16 protein-coding genes are annotated in these 19,085 nt (G+C 43.6%); 9 read left to right on the top strand and 7 right to left on the bottom strand.

Annotation, left to right across the window (positions count from 1 at the left end; all coding sequences use genetic code 11):
• Positions 1-106 precede the first annotated feature (106 nt).
• Positions 107-1,300 carry an enoyl-ACP reductase FabV gene (gene fabV / locus DPF91_RS08515; protein ID WP_117233983.1) on the bottom strand — a complete coding sequence of 398 codons (1,194 nt, stop codon included), beginning with the start codon at positions 1,298-1,300 and terminating at the stop codon, positions 107-109.
• 140 nt (positions 1,301-1,440) lie between these two features.
• Positions 1,441-2,046, bottom strand: a complete 606-nt coding sequence (locus tag DPF91_RS08520) for an arylesterase (protein ID WP_117233984.1) — start codon at positions 2,044-2,046, stop codon at positions 1,441-1,443.
• On the opposite strand from DPF91_RS08520, the gene DPF91_RS08525 reads away from it, so the two are divergent.
• A complete protein-coding gene (locus DPF91_RS08525) occupies positions 2,045-2,722 on the top strand; it encodes an ABC transporter ATP-binding protein (RefSeq protein WP_117233985.1) in 678 nt (225 codons plus the stop codon). The genes DPF91_RS08520 and DPF91_RS08525 overlap by 2 nt on opposite strands.
• A complete protein-coding gene (locus tag DPF91_RS08530; protein ID WP_117233986.1) occupies positions 2,719-5,166 on the top strand; it encodes an ABC transporter permease in 2,448 nt (815 codons plus the stop codon). The genes DPF91_RS08525 and DPF91_RS08530 overlap by 4 nt, the downstream gene beginning before the upstream one ends.
• Before the next feature lie 60 nt (positions 5,167-5,226).
• Here DPF91_RS08530 and DPF91_RS08535 read toward each other — a convergent pair whose 3' ends face one another.
• Positions 5,227-5,706, bottom strand: coding sequence for a type II secretion system protein (locus tag DPF91_RS08535; RefSeq protein WP_117233987.1), 480 nt, complete (start codon positions 5,704-5,706; stop codon positions 5,227-5,229).
• A gap of 560 nt (positions 5,707-6,266) precedes the next feature.
• Between DPF91_RS08535 and DPF91_RS08540 the strand changes: the two genes are divergently transcribed.
• On the top strand, positions 6,267-7,697 hold the full coding sequence (locus DPF91_RS08540) for an FAD-dependent oxidoreductase (protein WP_117233988.1): 1,431 nt from the start codon (positions 6,267-6,269) through the stop codon (positions 7,695-7,697).
• Between the two features lie 27 nt (positions 7,698-7,724).
• Here DPF91_RS08540 and DPF91_RS08545 read toward each other — a convergent pair whose 3' ends face one another.
• Genes DPF91_RS08545 through DPF91_RS08555 form a run of 3 tightly spaced genes read right to left on the bottom strand, consistent with a single transcriptional unit; the run spans position 7,725 to position 10,139 of the window.
• On the bottom strand, positions 7,725-8,651 hold the full coding sequence (locus tag DPF91_RS08545) for a 5-oxoprolinase subunit C family protein (RefSeq protein WP_117233989.1): 927 nt from the start codon (positions 8,649-8,651) through the stop codon (positions 7,725-7,727).
• Between the two features lie 5 nt (positions 8,652-8,656).
• Positions 8,657-9,370 carry a 5-oxoprolinase subunit B family protein gene (locus DPF91_RS08550; protein ID WP_117233990.1) on the bottom strand — a complete coding sequence of 238 codons (714 nt, stop codon included), beginning with the start codon at positions 9,368-9,370 and terminating at the stop codon, positions 8,657-8,659.
• 7 nt (positions 9,371-9,377) lie between these two features.
• Positions 9,378-10,139 carry a 5-oxoprolinase subunit PxpA gene (locus DPF91_RS08555; protein WP_117233991.1) on the bottom strand — a complete coding sequence of 254 codons (762 nt, stop codon included), beginning with the start codon at positions 10,137-10,139 and terminating at the stop codon, positions 9,378-9,380.
• A 171-nt stretch (positions 10,140-10,310) separates the two neighbouring features.
• Between DPF91_RS08555 and DPF91_RS08560 the strand changes: the two genes are divergently transcribed.
• From DPF91_RS08560 to DPF91_RS08580, 5 genes are all read left to right on the top strand, one after another.
• Positions 10,311-12,401: a TonB-dependent receptor plug domain-containing protein gene (locus DPF91_RS08560; RefSeq protein ID WP_164684094.1), complete on the top strand. Its 2,091-nt coding sequence runs from the start codon at positions 10,311-10,313 to the stop codon at positions 12,399-12,401.
• Positions 12,391-12,891 (top strand): YfiR family protein, encoded by a 501-nt coding sequence (locus DPF91_RS08565; protein WP_117233993.1) that lies wholly within the window; start codon positions 12,391-12,393, stop codon positions 12,889-12,891. The genes DPF91_RS08560 and DPF91_RS08565 overlap by 11 nt, the downstream gene beginning before the upstream one ends.
• Complete coding sequence (locus tag DPF91_RS08570) at positions 12,888-14,891, top strand: sensor domain-containing diguanylate cyclase (RefSeq protein ID WP_117233994.1); 2,004 nt, start codon at positions 12,888-12,890, stop codon at positions 14,889-14,891. The genes DPF91_RS08565 and DPF91_RS08570 overlap by 4 nt, the downstream gene beginning before the upstream one ends.
• A gap of 106 nt (positions 14,892-14,997) precedes the next feature.
• The gene (gene galE / locus DPF91_RS08575) at positions 14,998-16,014 is read left to right on the top strand and encodes a UDP-glucose 4-epimerase GalE (RefSeq protein WP_117233995.1); all 1,017 of its coding nucleotides are present in this window, start codon (positions 14,998-15,000) and stop codon (positions 16,012-16,014) included.
• A gap of 295 nt (positions 16,015-16,309) precedes the next feature.
• Positions 16,310-16,690: a cytochrome b562 gene (locus tag DPF91_RS08580; protein ID WP_117233996.1), complete on the top strand. Its 381-nt coding sequence runs from the start codon at positions 16,310-16,312 to the stop codon at positions 16,688-16,690.
• Here DPF91_RS08580 and DPF91_RS08585 read toward each other — a convergent pair.
• Entirely contained in the window at positions 16,687-17,601 is a 915-nt protein-coding gene (locus DPF91_RS08585; RefSeq protein ID WP_117233997.1) for a LysR family transcriptional regulator, read from the bottom strand. The two genes, DPF91_RS08580 and DPF91_RS08585, sit on opposite strands and share 4 nt — an antisense overlap.
• A gap of 238 nt (positions 17,602-17,839) precedes the next feature.
• Here DPF91_RS08585 and DPF91_RS08590 point away from each other — a divergent pair, with 238 nt between their 5' ends.
• Positions 17,840-19,033, top strand: coding sequence for a glycine C-acetyltransferase (locus DPF91_RS08590; protein ID WP_117233998.1), 1,194 nt, complete (start codon positions 17,840-17,842; stop codon positions 19,031-19,033).
• Positions 19,034-19,085 lie beyond the last annotated feature (52 nt).

Below are 19,085 nucleotides of genomic sequence, written 5' to 3' on the forward strand. Positions count from 1 at the left end.
TTTGTGTGCTATAGGCTATAGTTGTTAATTATTAGTAAAAAATAAAAAAGGCTCTTTCCAATAATAGAGCCTTTCCCGTATCTTGTATTGTCTTAATTGTGAGAATTTATAAGTTTATAAATTCATTGATGTTTATCGGTTTTTTGTAATCAACTGTCTCAAAGTTGAAACCATTCAGTTTGAGGAAATCTTGCTTAAAGCCTTGGTAATCACCAAGCTGTTTAAAGTTGTTTTGGTTTATATCCAAGAGCAAAGCGGACACTGCTTGTTGAGTCTCTTCATTAAGCTCTAGATCATCGATACGAATTAGGCGTTCACCATCAACGGGTACCTTATTTTGACCGTACAATTTAGTCGTGAACAGGCGCTGCATTTGCTCAATGCAACCTTCGTGTGTGCCTTTCTCTTTCATCACTTGGTAAAGTGCAAGTAGGTATGGAGTTAACCCAGGTATGAATACACTTGCCTTGGTGACCAACGCTTTACACACGGTCGCGTAAGCACCACCGTTGAAGTTTGCTAATTTTAAGTTTAGTGAATGACTCGTTTGGTGGAGATCGATCTTCGCTCTACCAAGCGTGCCGTCAAGGTAAATAGGATGCGTTGATTCTGGACCTACATAAGAGAAGGCAATGGTTTTACAACCCTCAGCTAGGGATTCCGCATTAATGAGAGTATCAATCCAACTTTCCCAGTCACTGCCGCCCATTACTTTAATGGTATCTTCTGCTTCTTGGTCGGTTGCTGGCTCTAAGGTGGTATCTACCCATTCATCAGTTTCGAGTGAGATAAATGCACCGGTAACTGATTGACCAATCGGTTTAATCGCTGAACGCCACATTTCACCGGTATCGGGATTTGGACGAACACCAGTAGCCAAGCTGTAGATGACCAGATCAACTTCGCCTTCGAAGTAGGTCTCAATCGCTTCAACAACTTTTTCTCTTACGTCAGAGGAGAATGCGTCGCCATCAATGTTGATTGCGGTGTAGCCCTCTTTTTCAGCTTCTTCTTTAAAAAATAGATTGTTGTAATAACCCGCACTGCCAACCCCTTTCTCTGAAGGCCCGCGCTCAAAAGAAACACCGATAGTCTTTGCTTCGGCACCGCCAAAAGTCAACGCAATACGCGCGGCTAACCCAAAGCCGGAAGAAGCGCCCAAAATCAAAACGCGTTTCGGGCCATCTACGATAGCAGTTTGGGTTTCTACATAGCGAATTTGTTCTTCAATCGCTGCCTGGCAACCGTATGGGTGAGCAGAGCGTGCAACGACCCCTTTAATAACTGGTTCGATGATCATAGTCGAAGTTCCTTACTCAATGAATTCATCCAGGCTATCGTAAAAAAGAGTAAATTTTATTGAGCTAGGCCATCAAATTCGCGTATTACGTATTGTTATCTATCTAGTTTTAAAGTGGGTAATGAAACTTCCTCAAGCAACTAGATGTGTTCATTGAGGTGTTTGGCAACAAATTCCGCAATCCAAGGTTGAGCATCAGGTTTTGGGTGTAAGCCATCTGACATCATCCATTCCGGCTTGACGATGACTTGCTCAAGAAAGAATGGCATTACAGGAACACTCATTTGCTCCCCAAGTTCAGAGTAAATGGCGTTAAACGCTGAGTTGTATCGCTTACCATAATTAGGTGGGATACGTATCTGCATTAAAATAACGTCAGCGCCAGATTGCAGAGACTGAGTAATAATGGAACGCAAGTTAGATTGGATGGTCTTAGGTGGAAAGCCTCGTAGCCCGTCGTTTGCTCCTAGCTCAACGAGAACGACATCTGGCGTATTCTCTTGAAGGAGAGCAGGTAGTCTCGCAAGACCGTTACCTGTAGTATCACCAGAGATGGAGCCATTGATAACCTCAACTTGGTGACCATATGGAGACATTGCGTTTGGTAATAATGAGGGCCAACTCTTTTCAATAGACATTTGATAGCCTGCACTTAAGCTGTCACCAAGTACAAGAACAGTCTTCGAAGCAGCACTCGCAGTAAACGAAACAACAATAAGAAAAAGTAAGGAAAGTGATCGAATCATGGAATCTTCCGTTATTAAAGCAAATTCAGTATCAAAAGTAGTGTCTACCAAACACGAGCAATTGACAATCCTCAGTGACGTTTCGCTCGAGGTTGAGCAAGGAGAAAGCGTCGCTATAGTTGGTACGTCTGGAGCAGGCAAATCGACTTTAATGTCTTTACTAGCAGGATTAGATACCAGTACGTCTGGTGAAATCATGCTGCTTGGAAAGTCTCTTAACGCTCTAGACGATGAACAACGAGCATCTCTGCGAAGCGAATCTATTGGCTTTGTATTCCAGAGCTTTTTGCTTATTCCAAGCTTGACAGCATTAGAGAATGTGACTCTACCTTGTTTGCTAAAAGGCGAGGCGGAAGACAACGAAAAAGCGACACAACTTCTCGAGGCTGTGGGTTTAGGTCATCGTATCGATCATCTACCCACTCAGTTATCTGGGGGGGAGCAACAACGTGTCGCTCTAGCACGTGCGTTCATGACGAATCCTAAAATCCTTTTTGCTGATGAACCGACAGGTAACCTTGATCAAAAAACAGCTGCAAAAGTTATTGAGCTCCTTTTTGACCTCAATAAGAAACACGGGACCACGTTGGTGCTAATTACTCACGATCATGCACTTGCTGCTCGTTGCGACCGAGTATGCCAGATGAACGCAGGTAAGGTGGAGTCGTTCCAATGAGTGATAAAAGCATAGCACCACTGCCACGCTTGACAGCATGGAGTTGGAAAGAGATACGTCATGGTCAATTATGGCCAATTACTATTGCGCTAACGCTGATCATCGCATCGGTATTCGCACTCTCCGCGTTAGCAAATCGAATGGAACAGGTGATTGTTAAGCAGACAAAAGACGCATTAACGGCCGATAAGGTATTTATCTCGGCAAACCCTATCCCAGATAGTTTAGAGGCACTTCCAGAAAGTGTTGATTCATCACGATTGACACGCTTTGCTACTATGGCATTTAGTGATGAAGCAATGCAGCTCGTCACGGTACGAGCCGTCGATAGCAAGTATCCATTGCTCGGGGAGATGGCACTAAGTAAAGATGCGACTTCCGTTGCAGAGGTTGAAGGGCACGTAAAACCTGGAGAACTTTGGCTGGAAGAACGGGTACTCTCATTACTGGACGTAAACATTGGTGACCTTGTCACAATTGGTGATGCCGATTTGAGAGTCACAGGGCGTGTAGTGAGTGAGCCGGGTTTGAGTTTCAACCCATTTCAGCAAATGCCGTCGGTATACATACATCAGACCGACATCGATAAAACTGGCGCCTTGCAACTTGGAAGCCGCGTACAGTTTCGTTTATTCCTTGTTGGCGACGAAGCGGTTCTAACTCAACTGGAAGACAACGTAGAATTGACAGCAAGCGATCGCTGGCGTTCACGGGATAGCCGTAGCCGTACAAACGAAGTGTTTGAGAAGACTGAGCAGTATCTATCTCTTACGGTCGCAATTGTCATCATCATGGCAGCGACAACCTTGGTATTAACCTGTCAGCACTACGTACAATCACGCCGCAAGACTATAGCCATGCTCAAAAGCCTAGGGGCGACAAAGCGTTGGATTTGGAAATGGTTAACTATCCAGCTTTCATTGTTGTTTGTCAGCGCCGCTGTGGCGGGTTTGCTTATTGGCGTTGGGTTAGAGACACTACTACGAATCCCATTAGCAGACTTGTTACCTAATCCTTTACCGAGCTACGGAATAACGCCTGCTGTTGTTGCTTTGTTGTCTTCATTCCTAATTGCGGTGCCTGCGTTAGGTATCCCACTGATCAACCTCGTTGTGACTCCAGCGCTAAATGTGTTGCAAGCTACGGACGTCGACCAGAAAACCTCAAATCGTTCGTTAATGTTATTGCTCGTTCCGATTATTCCAATGCTTATTGCCTATGGCAGCAACATTTTGGTTTGGATGATATTGGGCGGCATTGTTGTTTTATTCTTTGTCCTTGCCGGACTAAGTATTTTGGTTGCAAAGCTGTTGGCGAAGGTACCATTGTCAGTAGCAATGAAGCTGGCTGTTAGCCGTATTACCCGCTCAAACATTGCGAGTGGTGTTCAATTTGGCGCATTAGCGCTCTCGTTAATGTTACTGGCGATTATCTGGTTAGTGAGAACCGATCTTCTTACGGATTGGCAGCGTACTTTACCAGCAGATGCACCCAATGCTTTCTCCCTTAACATCGCGCCTTACGAAGTTGATGCGTATACCGACTTTCTCGATGAGAGAAATATCCAACGTTCGCCTGCGTTTCCGATCACTCGGGGTCGTTTAACTAAGATCAATGGTGAAGATGCGAAAGCTCGAGATACGGGCGGAGAATCAACAGATGCATTACGTCGTGAAATCAATTTCACCTGGGGAAGCGCTATCCCGGAGTATAACGAGGTTATAGAAGGTGAGTGGACGGATACCAATGGTGTATCTGTTGAACAAGAGGTCGCAACTGCATTAGGGCTAAGTGTAGGGGATGAGCTGACGTTTACTGTTGGTGCCGCAGAGTTTAAAGCGCGAGTTAACTCTACTCGATTTGTTGAGTGGCGCGACATGAAGCCAAACTTCTACTTCATCTTTACACCTGACGTACTCAAAGCGGTCTCTGAAACCTGGTTGGTGAGCTTCAGAATCGAAGACGAGCATAACCAAGCCATCAATGAACTAACCCGAGCATACCCAACGGTGAGCTTGATGGATATTCGAGTCATGGGTGAGAAGATTCAATCTTTGGTAGAGCAGATTGTGTGGGCCATAACTATTCTAGCTGCACTTGGTGTGATAGCGGGTTTATTACTTATCTTCACTTTGTTGCGTTTAAGTCTTTCCCAACGCCAAACGGAGATTCAGTTATATCGGACATTGGGTGCGAGTAGAAAACGTGTCTTGTCGACCTTGTGGTGTGAGTACGGTTTGATGGCAGCCATTGCGGGTTTAGTCGCTGCAATCGCGGCAGAAGGTAGTGTAGCAGCACTGATGAAGTGGGGCTTTGAGTTGAGTCCAAGCCTTCATTTATCTATGTGGGTGACATTGCCACTACTCACCTTTGTGGTGCTAGGTTTAGTGGTTCAGAGTCTAATCAAGAAATTGTTGATACCGGTGAGCAAGGATATGGCTTAGGAAAATAAACGCAAAAAGGGACCACAATGGTCCCTTTTCATATCTATATCTGAAAGCCTATCAACAGCGAGAAGCGTCAGCTGAAACAATCGTAGGACGCCCTGCAGAAGCGTTAGAACGATATATAACTACACAGGTTTCGTCAGTGTCTTCACTTCCCGCGAAGGAATAGACAATAGTCTCGTCTTCCAGTGCTTCACTGTGCTCTCCGATTTCAACCCAATCGCTATTCTCACCGCTTAATCCTTCGACGGCAGCTCCGATACCAGTGACCGATGCTCTTGGGTAGCCGAAATCGAGAGCAATGTCATCTACTTCCGGAGCATCCCCAACTGGAATATTTTCAAGGTTCTTAATAGTCGCTCTACTATATACAACAGAAGCTGCACTTTCCATTGCTGCTCTTAAGCCATCAAGTGCCGCCGCTCTAGCATCAGATTGCAGGTTTAGAAAGCGAGGGGCGGCTGTGACAGCCAATATGCCAAGAATAACGATGACGACAACTAACTCGATGAGGGTAAAACCTGTATTTTTTTTCATATATCCACTGATTGCATCAACTTGATGATTGGTTTCCGTATTGAATATTAATTATAAACATAATCGCCTTTAACGTAATGACCTTGATCATTATTTACAGTATTCAATACTTTGGGTATAAGACTAATGTTCTGCTTTTATCTTAGTTCACCATTTACCTCTTTGAGTAAACGTTACCATGATAGTGATGGATAACGAGAATTAAGTGCATTTGTCATGGCTCCCGAAGCACGTAACTCCCGTCATCACTACGTTGGCGTAAAATTCAACATTACTTACCCACAGTTATCCACAAAATCCGTGGATAACTTTTTGGATAACTGAATCATGAACTTAGAGGCCACCATGTCGAGCCCTTTTCTATTGGGAGCTCATGTTAAATTCATGAGTTAAATAACTCACCGTTTTGTATCCTGTGATTTTCCGTCAAGTATTTTTCTCAAAATTTTTTCGGCTTGGATTGGTTGTCCTTTTACAAAACACTACAAAAAATATGATTTTCATCAATTCGCAGATTCAGTAAAATGTCTACTTCAATTTATAAGCGAATCATTGAGTTAATGGATAATCAGTCAAAGCCGATTTCGGTGGCCGTTGTTGGTGGTGGGATTTCAGGTTCTACTTGTGCGATGTTGTTGGCAGAACAGGGAGCGAATGTATCTCTTATCGAAAAAGGACCAAGTTTAGTTAATGGTCCACCTATTTGTCATTTGCACGCCGGTGGGAATCTATACCGAGAGATTTCTGAGCACCAATGCTTAGAACTGCTAAGACAGTCTATTGATACGGTTAGGCTTTATCCACAATGCTTAAATGTTCGTCCTACCGTTGTCGCGGTACCGAAATCCGACAACGGTGATCCACTTGCATTGTTACCCAGACTAAAGTTAATTCAATCGACTTACCAACAGCTGGTTTCTCAAGATGAACGAAATTCGGTACTTGGAGAGCCTGCTGATTACTATCGTCTGTATAAAAGAGAAGATATCGAAGCGCTAGCCAATTCGACTCAGACTGATTTAAAAGATATTGACCAATGGTTGATTCCGTTCGCGAAGCATGTAGATCTAGAACAGCTGAAGTTTCCTATTGTTGTTGTTCAAGAGTTTGGTCTAAGCGTGTTTCGTATGGCTGCAATGGCAGATCTAGCAGTAAGCACAATTCCAAGCTGTAATGTTAGGTTAAACACTGAATTGCTTGGCGCTTCCGAATCTGAGAATGGCTGGCGACTAGAACTACGAAATGGTGATCAGACCTATTCGCAACACTTTGATTATTTGGTGAATGCTTCTGGTTTTGAAACAGGAAAGATTGACGATTTAGTATCAAAACCAAAGCAGCGCTTTGTAGAGTTTAAGGCGGCCTACGTAACCCGTTGGAGCGATTGCAATGAGCAATGGCCTGAAGTGATATTCCACGGTGAGCGCGGCACACCGAAGGGGATGGCTCAATTAACCCCTTATGCTGGTGGATATTTTCAACTCCATGGTATGACCGAAGAGATCACTTTGTTTAAAGGTGGTTTGGTTGGTTCATCTCACTTGAGCTCTCAACCTAGATTACCGAATGCGTATACTCGCAAAATCAATCAAGGTTGGAGTAATGAGATTCAACAAAGTCGTACGGAAAAAGCCATACACCATCTAGCTTGTTTCATCCCATCATTCGTGACAGCACAAGTTGGTGGTAAGCCTTTATATGGAGCACAGCAAATCCCGGGTAATGATCCTTCATTGCGCGCTGCTGATGTTCATTTTGAAGGTAATAACTATGCGAGAGTAGAAATTGTTAAGGCGTCTTCTGCAATTGATGCTGCAATGAAGTTAATTAAGCACTTGGGATTGAGTGACGGTAATGCTGAGCAAATTATCGAATCTTACTCTCCAAATCTTTCGGGTTTGTCTGCTAACGAAGTGGTATTACGCGCTGAAGAATTAGCTCTTCAGCGAGGTTATCCAGTTGAACTCGCACAAGTATCAGGGCTTAATTGATACGCGTTTTGACCAAAACCAACAATACTAGTAGCCAAAGTATCGAGCCCATTGGCACCAAACTCTTTGAAGTCCCTCTAGGTCGCCTTTTACAAACCGGATTTTCTGTCCTGGTTTAGCTTGAGCGAGCCGAGGAAGATCGATTTTCGCAACGCACCCAAGCTTGGGATAGCCGCCAATGGTTTGTCTATCGTTCAGTAAGACAATAGGCTGGCCATTAGGTGGGACCTGAATAGAGCCAAGCGCAATACCTTCTGAAAGGATGCTTTTACCGCCATTATCAATTGAGCTGCCTGATAATCGATACCCCATACGATCAGCTTGTTGAGTCACTTCGTATTCTGAAGAATAAAGCGTCGCCTTTGCTAGAGCGGAGAAAGCCTCTGCTTGGTAGCTCTCTATGACTCTTAACGTCAGTGGTAGGTTATAGTCTGGTGTATAGCGAAAAGAAACGGTTAACAGTTTCTCGGAATTAGAAGGTTCAAACTCAATCTCATCACCGCTTTGTAACGGTTTACCAAGGCTACTAAGGCCACCAAGTTGATCTCTCACCACTGTACTCACACTGCCCAATACACTATTTGTAAGCTTGAACCCTCCTTTGACTGCAAGGTAGGCCCTTAATCCATTTTTAGGTAATCCAAATCGAATTATCTGGCCTTTTTTCGCATAGAATGAACTCCAATTGTTCAGTGGCTTGTCATCAAGAGTAGCATTTAAATCACCACCAGCAATTGCAAACATCGCATGATCTGAGACTTCATATACCGCTTGACCCAGTGTCAGCTCTATACAAGGGCAAGTACTTACGTTACCCAGTAACTTGTTACACCAACTGAATGCATATTCATCCACAGGGCCGCCATTGGTTACGCCCATGTGCGTATAACCATAGCGCCCAAAATCTTGAATTAAAGCCAAAGCACCGGGCTTAATGATCTTTAGACTAGGCATGTAAATTATCCCTGTTTAGAAGGAAGTTCTCCTCCTAGTTCCATAAATTCTTGTTGTGAAATTGGGCGAAAAGTTACTTGATCACCAAGCTGTAAGTAAGACTCGCCTTGTTCTAACAATGAAACAGGGCAGTTACCAATAATGTTCCATCCTCCAGGCGAAGTGTTTGGGTATACCGCTGTTTGGTGATTAGCGATGCCGACACTTCCTTTTGGTACATGCTGACGAGGTTCGTCCAACCTAGGAAGCTGAATGTGTCGGTCTACATTAGCCATAAATGCAAAGCCAGGGGCAAAACCTAATGCGCAAACCATATAGTTAGTTCGAGTGTGGTATTCGATGAGTTGCTCTAATGTAAGGCCTTGTTCTACATATCTTGAAATATCTAACCCAACACTAGGATGATAAAAGCACGGAAGCTCAATTTCTCTACCTTGGATATAGGAATGCTCAGCTTTAATGCTTGAGTCAACGATGTTGGTAATGACGAGTCTTATTTCTTGTTCAGATATTCTAATGGGAAGGTAATCCACCAAAATCGTAGTGTAAGAGGGGGTGATGTTCATGATGACATCATGCAGTTTCTCTCGCATCGCGCTACAAACTCGAGACAACACCGGGGTTAGATTCAAGTCGATAGACGTTGATGGTGAATGACGATCAAACTCGATCAGTAGGCTACATTCGTTTATAGATTTAACTTGGTAACTAACAGGCATCTAAGATTTAACCTTGTGTGAGTGCTCTACGAATACGTTGAATTAGCGCAATGGACTCTGGATTGTCACCATGAACGCAAAGGGTATCGGCATCGAGGTTAATTCTATTGCCTGAAAGTGTGTGAACAACACCAAACTTTGCTAATTCCATTACTTGATTCACTATATCGTCACTATTTTTCAAGACGGCGTTAGGGTGACTTCTTGGTGCGAGAGAGCCTGAATCTGTATAGCTTCTGTCAGCAAACGCTTCAAACAGTAGAGGAACATCGTATTGATCTGCGATGTCGAGGTAGTTCTGATTGTCTGGTTTGGCAAGTACCATGAGCGGTAAGTTGAAAGAGGATGCTGCCAAGCAAATTGCATGAAAGACACTGGTATCGCGCATCATGTCGTTATACAGCGCACCATGGGGCTTGATATATTCAAGTTGAACCCCTTCAAAATCACAAAGTGCTTTGAGTGCACCTACCTGATAGATAACCAGCTGGGTTATTTCCTCAGAACTATGTGGAATAGATCTTCGACCAAAGCCTTGCAGGTCATGATAGGAAGGGTGAGCTCCTATCTTCACTTTGTGTTCGATCGCAAGTCTAATTGTCGAATGCATGATGCTAGGGTCTGAAGCATGAAATCCGCAAGCAATATTAGCGAGATCTATCCATGGCATTACTTCTTCATCCTCGCCCATCTTCCATGATCCATAGCTTTCGCCTAAATCACAGTTCAACAAGAGAGTCGGCTTTTTAGCTGATTGTTCAGCAGACATGGTGAGTTCCGTTGTTTTTACATGTGTCTTTAAAACCTAGCTTGATTTTAGACTTGTAAACCGTGATGCAGCTCATTTATTTCTAAAAATGTGTCTTATAAACATGTTATACGATATGCTGTCTCGATAAGCATGTGGGATAATTGCCGAAGAAAAAATATAAAAATTCAAATGATGAAGAAAAACAACGTTTTAATTGGCTTGCTGCTGGCTTGGAGCGGAAGTGCAATAGCTAACAATGAACAGCTAGACTCATTGATGACAATGAGCCTTGAAGAGCTTTCAATGCTTGATGTCACGATGGAAACGGCTTCGAAAACTGAGCAAGAGTTGGCAGATATTCCAGCGTCAGTTTATGTCCTTTCTGGCGAGCGTATATTAAGAAGTGGTGCAGCAAACATAACCGAAGCGTTAGCGCTCATACCAGGAATGTACGTTTCTAAATCGGGCGAGAACTTCGCCATGGTGTCCACACGTGGTTTTCACGATGGCCTGTATAACAAAATGCTCGTTATGGTCGACGGCCGCAGCATCTATAGCCCTGTTTATGGTGGCGTGTATTGGACAACACTGGATTACATTCTTGCCGATATTGACCGCATTGAAGTCGTGCGAGGACCAAGCGGTGCTATCTGGGGCGGTAACGCAGCCAATGGCGTGATAAATATCATTACTAAATCAGCGCAAGATACCCAAGGTTCGTATGTCGCAGCGACAGTTGGGCGTTACGATACCTATGAAGTTTCGGTTCGCCAAGGTTTACAGCTGTCTGATGACGTTTATGGTCGTGCTTTCTACAAAACAAAGAATGTTCCCGAATACCTATCGAATGATGCTGAACCATGGCGTACTGACAGCGCTGGCGTGGTGATTGATGGCCGCTCGAATCGCTCCGAGTGGAGTTTTCGCTTTGGTGGGACTAAAACAGCCTACCATCAAACATGGGAAACTTACCAGATTGAACGGGATACATGGGCGACAACAGTCAATGCTAGCAAAAAGGAATTTGAATCTTCTCTTGCTTATGCTCAGTTTGAATACCAAACAGAGCTAGAAGACGGTGATAAGCTGAACTCGTCTATCTATATCGATCGAGGGTTCGACAGCGCGCTTGATGCTCCAGGTGAATATTACACGCTGGATCTAGAAACCAATTATGTTATGCAGCAATTCAATAATCATCGATTGTTGTTTGGTGCAGGGGTGCGCTATCAGTGGATTGATTTCACAACCAGTATAAGTGAATTCGACCCTTACAACGCTTATTCAGAAGGTCGTTTTTACGATCAAGATAAAGCGAATGATATGATTGCCAACATCTATGTCCAGTCTGAGTATCAATGGACGGATACAATTAGTACGACCATAGGTACCAAGGCGGAATATTTTGAGGTGACTGATCGCATCGAACTTTCACCACAAGCTCGAGTGATGTACCGGCCAAATGAGCGCAATAGCTTGTGGGCGGGTGTAGGTAGAGTTGCAATTGCTCCGTCTTATATGGAATCGAACTCTTACTATATGTACAACTACTCAGATCCTCGACTAGAAAATGATCAGTTATGTCCCCTTTGCTTTGTAACGTATGTACCAAATGATGAGCTAGATACAGAGTCTGTTGTAACATACGAAGTTGGGTACCGAACTGAAATTACGTCCAACTCTGCTTTAGGTGTTACAGGCTACTTTAGTACGTACGATAATGTTCGCGGCTCTGACCATCCAGAGTTGATTATTTCCGAGGACGGGATATACAACTGGGCTTATTATACCAGTGATGATTTCGAAGCGAAGGCATCAGGTATTGAGGTAACAGGCTCGTTCGACCTTGCTAAGAACTTTTCTCTTTTTACATCTTATAGTTACTTGACTCTTGATGTTAGAAGAAATGGGTTCGGTAGTGAGGAATACGGTGACATCGATGTTTTTCAAGATATCGAGAATCAGCACTTGTTGTCATTACAAACACTATGGGATGTCACTGACACGTTGCAGCTTGATTTCGTAGTTCAATATCAAGATATCGAATATGGGAATGAGTATTACAACTGGAGAAGTGAATCAGAGAACGAAGGGAACAATACGATCCATGATGTCGAAGCGTTTGTAAGTTTAGACGCTCGTGTGAGTTGGCAAAAACATGACAAGGCCCCAAGGTTTGAGTTTATAGCGCAAAATATTGGGAACTCTGGCTATTTCGATGCTTGGAACTTGTACTCGAATGAAGAACGTCTTTATGTGAGGGTTTCTCATGAATTTTAAAGTTGCGTCTTTGATCGCGTTCATCGTTTCTGGGTTTTCTATTTCAACCAATGCTGCGCAATATTCTCCTGATCAAGTTAAAGCCGTTTACCTATATCGTATTGCTAACTTTGTACGGTGGGATAATGAAACTGAAATGGACCGTATACGTTTTTGCATTCATGGAAACGAGGCGATTCGTTCCACATTGGAGGTGATTACCAAGGGCAAAAGCATTCGTGAAATGCCGATCGAAGTACTTACCAGTGATAAAAATCGCTGTGACGTGGTGTTTGTGTCTGGCGAACAACAGATCGAATTTGAGCAATTGAATGATCATGTGCTGACCATTAGTGATACGCAAGGTTTCACCCTTGATGGTGGTGTTATCGAACTACAAACAATACAAAGCAAGATAAAACCCTTCATTAACCTCGATAACGCTAAAGATGGCGGTTTCTCTATTGGTTCACAACTGCTACGAATTGCAACAGTGGAGGGCAAGCAATGATGTTTGGTTCTCAAAAATCACTGAAGTTCAAACTGCTACTGCCAATAATGCTCTTTGTTGGAGCGATCTTTGTGCTATCGCAGTCAATTAGTTATCACTCCACACTCGATAGAGAAAAGGACAACTTAATCAAACGCGTTAAGGTGTTGGCGAACGGCGTTGCGTACAATCTAGAAGCTGCCATCGTGTTTGATGACTCTATCGCCGCAAGTGAAATTCTTTCCGCATTTTCTGCGGACTCAGAAGTATTAAGAGTGAAGCTTTTTACAACGGATAATAAACTGTTTGCGAGCTATGTGGACTCGAGCTTACCAGGGTCAATCCCGAGCCCGACTTTAGAGCAAAGACAAGAAATCATCAATAAACAGTTTTCGATTTCAGATGACTATATCTTTTTGCTTGTGCCTATCATCATGGAAGAAGAAAGTGTTGGCCATCTACGTGTAACAATCTCTAAAGAACACTTTAATTCTTTACTAGAAGATACGATTAAAAACAGCTCGGCTTTCTTTGCAATTTTGTTGATTGCTGGCTTCAGTTTGTACCTGATGGTAGACCGGTCTGTAGTTCGACCTATATTTGCTTTAAACGATGCCATGCGAGCGTTTATTGAAAGAGTGCCCTCAAAAAACATCAAGTTGAAGCCAAGTAATGATGAGATGGGGGAACTGGTTCGTTGTTTTAATACCATGACGAACAGACTTCAGCAGCGTGACAAACAAGTTAATTACACGCTCGATAAGCTTGAGGAAGAGAAAGCCTTTGCTACAGAAGTACTTGAAATGGTTCAGCATGCGCTTGTGGTTATTGATGATGCTGGGAAAATTGTTCTTTCTAATGTCGCGAGCAACCAAGTATTCCATTGTTCAGGTAATTATTTATTGGGTCGCAAACTCAAAGATATCCTGAGTGACTTTGATGACCCAACATTAAGCCAAGCTTTATCTGCAGATGTTCAATTAAATGATCTCTTGTTTTCATCGAATGATAAAGATTCAGAAGAACAAATATTGCAAATAAGCTCGCGTAACCTATCCAAAGAGGGGATGGTGCTGTTTGCTATTCAAGATGTCACGGAGATCGAACAGTCGGTTAGAAGGCAACGACTTGCGGCGGGTGTATTTGAAAACAGTCAAGATGGTTTAATGGTTTTAAATAAGTCACACGTCATTACGATGGCAAACCCTGCAATGACGACAATTCTTGGTTTCCGTTCTAATGAAATGGTAGACAAGAAACCAGAACAAGTCTTCGACTGGAAGCAGTTTAATGGCTCCATGGATACCATTATTGAATCTGTGCGAAATTTTGGGCAGTGGCAAGGTGAGATCACGGAGCAGCACAGAACGGGTAGAGCTGTCCCCTTGTTTGTTAAGGTAAACAAGATCAATGAGAACATCGAAGAGGGAAGTTTCGATATGGTAATGATGTTCTCCGATCTAACCGATGTGAAAGAGGTAGAACGACTAGAATACCTTGCCCATCATGATTCCCTTACTGGTTTGGCAAACCGTGCACAGGTATATAGAACGCTTGAAGACACTATTCGTGTAAGTCAGGGGAGAAAAGGGCAATACGCCGTGATCTATCTTGATCTTGATGGGTTCAAATCAATCAATGATCGCTATGGTCATGACGCTGGAGACTATGTACTCAAAACTGTCGCCGAACGATTGAATGCTCAAGTGCGTAGTAGTGATCTCGTTGGTCGTTTAGCCGGGGATGAGTTTGTCGTTCTGCTCACGCCATCAAACGTCGACGGAGCTTCGTCAATTTGTAGGCGAATTCTTGATTCTGTTTCACAACCGATGATACACAAAGGTGAAACGCTGTGTGTTGGTGTCAGTTTGGGGGTTTATATGGGGTCGAGTGTCGACCATGATGTGAATTACATGCTGAAAGCGGCCGACAGCGCTATGTATCAAGCTAAGAGTAAAGGTAAGGGAGACTATGTGATTTATAATCAAATGGATAGCGCTCATACCCTCGATAGAGTATGAGTAATAGAGCAGTGTTGAACGCAGCAGTTTAAATAGTTTTTGATGTTGAAACATAAGGGACAAGTTCGGTAAGCTTGTCCCTTATTTATTTCTACTCGGCGGATTTATGAAAGTACTGGTAACAGGTGGTATGGGATACATAGGTAGTCATACCTGTGTGCAGATGATCGAAGCGGGCATGACGCCAATCATTTTCGATAACTTATACAACAGTAAAGCAACTGTATTACCTCGTCTAGAAAACCTAACGGGTGCTGCACCAAAGTTTGTTCAAGGCGATATCCGTGATAAAGCATTGCTTGTGGAAACCATGCGTGAGCACGCTATTGAAGCAGTTATCCATTTTGCAGGCTTAAAAGCCGTTGGTGAGTCAGTACAAAAACCTCTTGAATATTACGATAACAATGTGAACGGAACGCTAGTGTTAGTTGATGCAATGCGTGAAGTTGGTATTAAATCGTTGGTATTCAGTTCATCAGCGACGGTTTATGGTGACCCTGCATCAGTGCCTATTCTTGAGTCTTTCCCAACCAGTGCCACCAACCCATATGGTCGTAGTAAGTTAATGGTTGAAGAGTGTTTAACCGACTTCCAAACAGCGAACCCTGATTGGAGTATAACGCTACTGCGTTACTTTAACCCTGTAGGTTCTCATCCATCTGGCGACCTTGGCGAAGACCCGCAAGGTATTCCAAATAATTTGATGCCGTTTATTTCGCAGGTTGCAGTTGGGCGACGTGAACATCTATCTGTGTTTGGCAGCGATTACCCAACTCATGACGGTACTGGCGTTCGTGACTATATCCATGTGATGGATTTAGCCGATGGTCACATTGCAGCCCTAAACAAAGTTGGAAATAAATCGGGTCTACATATCTATAACCTAGGTACAGGAAACGGTTTGAGCGTGCTAGATATGGTGAAAGCCTTTGAAGCCGCATCAGATAAAGAGATTCCTTATCAACTGGTAGACCGCAGACAAGGTGATATCGCCGAGTGTTGGGCTGACCCATCGAAAGCACGTAAAGAACTTGAATGGAGCGCAGATCGCACAGTTGATGAAATGACGCGTGATACCTGGAACTGGCAGTCTAAGAACCCTCAAGGCTACCCTGATTTATAACGTCTGACTTGAGATTTCTATACCCTGTAAAATCCGATGATATTTTTCACTTGAAAAGTGAACAATCATCGGCTTTTTGTTTCCGATAGGGGCATAGAGTAGAGTGGCTTTCTTTTCGTGTGCTTACAATTACGTGCTGGTGGTTATTTGAACGACTTATTCTTGTCGAGAATAGTCGAGACACTATATTAGTAAAGCACTCGTTAAAAGTTCTGAAACAAAATTGTTAATGCCTTTTATTACTGTTTCTATAGACTAGTCTCGTCAGTCAATATAACTACAAAAGGACATAATTATGCGTAAAGTTGCATTAGCGCTTGCAGTTACGCTGTCGTTTTCAGCGTATGCGTCAAGCATGAAAACGACCATGCAGGAAATGAAGTTGGCATTTAAAAAGAGTGCTGAGGCAGAGAGTGTCGAAGTGATGCAGCAGTCAGTAATTCAGCTTGATGAGTTAGTCGAAAAGCTTCAACAGGGGGCATATCCCCCTGAAAAACAAGACGTCTATTTTGAAGGGTTTGAAAAGTTGTCTTCAGCGCTTGATAAAGTCAACATTCAACTTGAAGACAATAACCTACAAGGAGCGAAAGAGGCGCTTCGTCAGGTAGACATGTTACGGGAAGAATATCACGACAAACGTAACAGCGGCAGCATTTGGAGCAAGCTATTCGGTTAATTCTCCGTTAGATGCTCTGATACAAAATCTATGAAGGTGCGCAACCTCGCAGGAAGATAGCGGGTTTGCGCATATTGCATCGCAATCGCTCCATGGTAATTACTTTCGATTACCCACTCAGGCAGAACCTGAATGACATCACCACTGCTCAAAGCATCCTTCACCACAAAGTCATGGAATATTCCAATCCCCAATCCTGATTTTACGCCACTTAGCCTCATTTGAGAGTGGTTAACCGCGTATTTACCGCTCACCGTTACTGTTAATGATTCTTCCGAGTTAATAAAGGACCATCGATTGTCTGTTTGCGTCTCGCCTAAGTACAAGCAATCATGATGAGTGAGGTCAGAGGGGTGCTCGGGTAAACCACGCTCGTTTAGATAACCTGGGCTGGCACATAAAACTAGATTCGTCCTCGCTATTTCTTTTAACACCAAGTGCTCATCGGGTGTATCGGTTAGTTTAAAGCCGATGTCGATACCTTCTTTAATCAGGTCGAAGTTACCATCTAACGCTCTAAGCTTGAGGGAAATATTAGGGTGCTGTTGGATAAAGGGAACGACCAAGGGCTGTAGCACTGAGTTTAAAAATGCCTCTGGTGCCGCGATGGTCAAATCGCCAGATGCTTCTGTATGATCACTGGCCGCAATTTCAATGGCTTGGTTGGCGGCGTTCACCATAACAAGGCTTTGCTCGTAAATCTTTTGACCTGCTTGAGTGATGATCAACTTACGCGTGGTGCGCTCAAAAAGTTTCACCGACAACGCGCCTTCTAATCGTGTAATCAGTTTACTTAAAGCGGATGGCGTAACCCCTAACTGCTTAGCCGCAGCAGTAAAGCTACCTTCATTAACAACAAGAATGAAAGAAGCAAGGTCTGGAAGTAGGGCAATGAGCTGATTGTTGAGCATTTTGGTTGAGTACTGTGATTGACTTACCAAAGATGATAAATGATTTGTGAACTTGATTCACTAATGTTTTTCCTTCTTACTAGCTAATCTAATCAGGTCACTTAGACTACTATTGATACATAGATTTTACAGTGTAAATGCGGAGCTATTCTTCACTTCAGAAGTCTATCTCCTCGTTTAACCCCTCTGCATTTTATGACTTCAAATAGCATGAAATGAATATAAAAAGGAAAGTGCAATGTCTTCTGCATTCTACAATCAGATTCAACAACAAATTGAAGAAGTAAAGTCTGAAGGTCTTTACAAATCTGAACGTGTAATCACTTCTCAGCAGCAAGCGGCTGTTAAGATCTCGACAGGCGAAGAAGTACTAAACTTCTGTGCAAACAACTACCTAGGTCTAGCTAACCACCCTGCGCTTATCGAAGCGGGTAAAGTAGGTATGGATGAGAACGGCTTTGGTATGGCGTCTGTACGTTTTATCTGTGGTACTCAAGACATTCACAAAGAGCTAGAAACGAAACTTTCTACATTCCTTGGTAAAGAAGACACAATCCTTTACACCTCTTGTTTCGATGCAAACACTGGTCTGTTCGAAACTATCCTAGGCAAAGAAGATGCAATCATCTCTGATGCGCTAAACCACGCTTCAATCATTGATGGTGTTCGCCTATGTAAAGCAATGCGCTTCCGTTACGCGAACAACAACATGGAAGAGCTAGAGCAGCAACTTATCGCTGCTAAAGAAGCTGGCGCTCGTCACACGCTAATCGTTACTGACGGCGTGTTCTCAATGGACGGCGTAGTCGCAAACCTTCCAGCTATCTGTGACCTAGCAGACAAGTACGATGCACTGGTTATGGTTGATGACTCACACGCAGTGGGCTTCATGGGCGCAACTGGCGCGGGTACTCACGAGTTCCACGACGTTGTAGACCGCGTCGACATCATCACTGGTACGCTAGGTAAAGCAATGGGTGGCGCTTCAGGCGGCTACACATCTGGTAAGAAAGAAGTGATCGACTGGCTACGTCAGCGTTCTCGTCCATACCTATTCTCTAACTCTGTTGCTCCTGCAATTGTTAACGCATCTATCCGCGTTCTTGACCTACTTAAAGAGAGCGGCGAGCTTCGTGATCGTCTATGGGAAAACGCAGCTCATTTCCGTACTCGCATGGAAGGCGCAGGCTTCACTATGGGCGGTGCTGACCACGCGATCATCCCAATCATGCTTGGTGATGCAAAAGTAGCTGCAGAATTTGCTGAGCGTGCTCTTGAGAAAGGCATCTACGTTGTTGGCTTCTCATTCCCTGTAGTACCAAAAGGCCAAGCACGTATCCGTACTCAGATGTCAGCAGCACACTCACGTGAGCAGCTAGATCGTGCAATCGACGCGTTTATCGCTGTTGGTAAAGACATGGGCATCATCTAATTCTCGAGCCAATCGAGATTAGATAAATTGTATTTTTGATTCTCGCCCAGAT

Origin of the sequence: Vibrio maerlii, from assembly GCF_003415655.1 — a bacterium.
GTDB lineage: Bacteria > Pseudomonadota > Gammaproteobacteria > Enterobacterales > Vibrionaceae > Vibrio > Vibrio maerlii.